The sequence below is a fragment of the Coprococcus sp. AF19-8AC genome (assembly GCF_003603115.1).
Lineage (GTDB): Bacteria > Bacillota > Clostridia > Lachnospirales > Lachnospiraceae > Coprococcus > Coprococcus aceti.
Map to the genome: position 1 here is coordinate 1 of NZ_QTMI01000011.1, position 2,534 is coordinate 2,534.

General features: G+C 34.9%; 4 protein-coding genes. All 4 read right to left on the bottom strand.

What is annotated here, in order from left to right; genetic code table 11:
* Positions 1-379: 379 nt before the first annotated feature.
* Entirely contained in the window at positions 380-697 is a 318-nt protein-coding gene (locus DWX57_RS13905) for a hypothetical protein (protein ID WP_055148064.1), read from the bottom strand.
* A 15-nt stretch (positions 698-712) separates the two neighbouring features.
* Complete coding sequence (locus DWX57_RS13910) at positions 713-1,462, bottom strand: hypothetical protein (RefSeq protein WP_117875554.1); 750 nt, start codon at positions 1,460-1,462, stop codon at positions 713-715.
* Positions 1,463-1,631: 169 nt separating this feature from the next.
* Positions 1,632-2,045 carry a hypothetical protein gene (locus DWX57_RS13915; protein WP_055148057.1) on the bottom strand — a complete coding sequence of 138 codons (414 nt, stop codon included), beginning with the start codon at positions 2,043-2,045 and terminating at the stop codon, positions 1,632-1,634.
* Positions 2,046-2,065: 20 nt separating this feature from the next.
* Positions 2,066-2,534, bottom strand: a 469-nt coding sequence (locus DWX57_RS13920) for a glycohydrolase toxin TNT-related protein (RefSeq protein ID WP_120124756.1), incomplete at its 5' end; no start/stop codon positions are given.

The following is a 2,534-nucleotide window of genomic DNA, read 5'->3' on the forward strand; positions in this document are numbered from 1 at the left end:
AAACCTGTGCATTCTCATTATATTGAACATCAAATTCTTGATTTATTTCCGGCATAATCAACCTGGACTTAATCATGAACTCCTCCTTTACGGATGGAGCATCTTCAATAGAAAAACTGCATCTGAATCAAGATTTCTGATTTGATGTTTTCTTGAGCCAGATGAGCACTTTCTCTTTGTGAGATGACCAAAAGGCAGACTCTGGGCACGATATTCGAAAGAAGTAGACTGATATCAGCAGTCTGGAAAAGAATTTGAAAATTAACATAGAAAAAACGCATTATCTCCATAGCACCAAGTGCCATGAAAACAATGCGTCCTAAATTTTAAAGAAAAAATATTCAGTTGTGATTTCGGATGTTCTTATACGAAGTCATTATTAAATATAGTCTTTCATAATGTTCCAAACCCTTTTTACTTCGTCATTATATTTCTCATTCAACTGATTTCTTAATTGAACATCTGCATCATAAATAATGAAATCGCTTAACCCGCCTCTCGAAGCAAACAGTTTACTATAGCTTTCTATCAAGTATTTCATTTTTTCACCATTGCTCTCATCCGAGTCAATACAATTAACTTGTCCCATAAGAATTCTTAATATCCCGTTATATTGTCCATATCCATATTTTTGTACCATTTTGCCAATCTCTATATACGCCTCTCGCAACTGCAAAAACTCTTCATTTCTTATCATTCTTCTATCTCCAATCTATTGTAACGGTGTTTTTCCTACAACTTCAAAAGTCCATGGTGCATCTATATAGGTTTGCATAACATTATATCCTCCCACGTATACTCCACCTTGCGGTCCGACTGATCCTGTATAAATAGTAGTACCCTTTGGTACTTTAATCGCATATACATTATCTATATAAGAGCTTGCCTCATACGCACCAGTTTTCGGGTCTATCCAATGAGTCTTTACCGCTGCGTCAATTCTTACATTAGTAACAGAAGCAGGTGGCTCACTCGTAAACCATCTTCCATACGGATTTTGAGCATTACCTGCTCGATACATTATTCTATCTTCCTGTAATACTTCCATATTGTATCTGCCACCATAGAAATTCTTTGCAGGTTGATTAGGCATTTCTGCTAACGGTCCTGGATTTTCAATCATATTATATTGATAATTAGCTATATCACCTGACCAATATATAACAGTTGTACTACCACTCTCTACAACTTCTGCAACATCATCTAGCTTATTCACTTCTACATTACTTAAAGCTTTTTCACCTAAGGCAATGTCATCTGAGTTCTTGAATATCGTTGTATGGCTTAGTTCTTCAATATCCGTCTTTCTCGCTACATCTCCGATTTCTGATACGGAACTGTTCGCTGGGTTTCCTGATATAACTTCTTCTACCATATTGCTTCCCAACATTGCCAATATATGGCTGTCTGTACTTTGATAGATTGCATCACAAGCTTTATCTTCTGCTACATTCCCAATCAATATCCTTCCAGCATCTACGGCGATAGTTTATAAATCCGTGAACTTCACGGATTCAGGTAAATGACAAAAAGCTATTATTAATCTCTGTATGTCATTCACTTCGTGAACAGACAGAGATTAAAATAGCTTTTTGAGTTAAGGGTTTTGGAGTCCTAAAGTATAACCATAATTAAATATCATTATACGGATTTTTTTCAAGTATTTCATTAATCTCTTCATCTTTCCTTTTTAAAAAATCCTCACCAAATAAAGCAAATATTTTTTTTTCTTTCTCAAAGAGTGGTCTTCGGAAATCTTTTCCTTTCTCTTGATTATTCATGGCATACTTCATAGTAATATTTGTTGATAATATATTTAAAGCATACCACAATACTTCTCGTTCGTCATTTACAACTATATCACTTCTTATCTTCCCCTTTTCTGCATAAAGAATATGATAATTTGAATTTGTACTAAAAATGTATGTTCCCTCAGCACTATTATCATCCCCTTTTTCGAAAAAAACATTACTGTATGAAATCTCATCTAGTTTATCATTAATTTCACTCATAATATATTTTTGCAGTTCATTTGTTGTTAACATAGTTTTTCACCTCTCTCTATTTATTTTGGCACTATATAGCCTTCTCTAATTAATTGTAAAATCGGCATTGGCAATTCATATTGTAATCCTCCACCTGCAGAACCTCCCCATGCTGCAATCTCTGCTTGGATAGTGTTTGGTATTTCCTTTATAACCCTAAATTCCTGATAAATATTAGGGTCAGTAGTTGGTGGCAATGCTAATTTATCTGCATTTGCACCTGTTTGTGTTACAAAGTTACTCTTATTCCCAATATTTCCATACCGCCCAAATGTATCTCCTGGTTTTAACGACATATTTACTTCTGTTCCTGGTACAGCTCCGTTATTTGGTGGATAATTTATTGTACCATCTGCTTTATACCAACTTGTTTCACTTCCACCCTCACAAATAATACTACTTTCAGACTCCACCCGTCCTTTGCTAGTAGACATAACCTTATTCTTTCCATCTGCCTTTGACGATGACTTTCCACCCTCAAAAACTGAC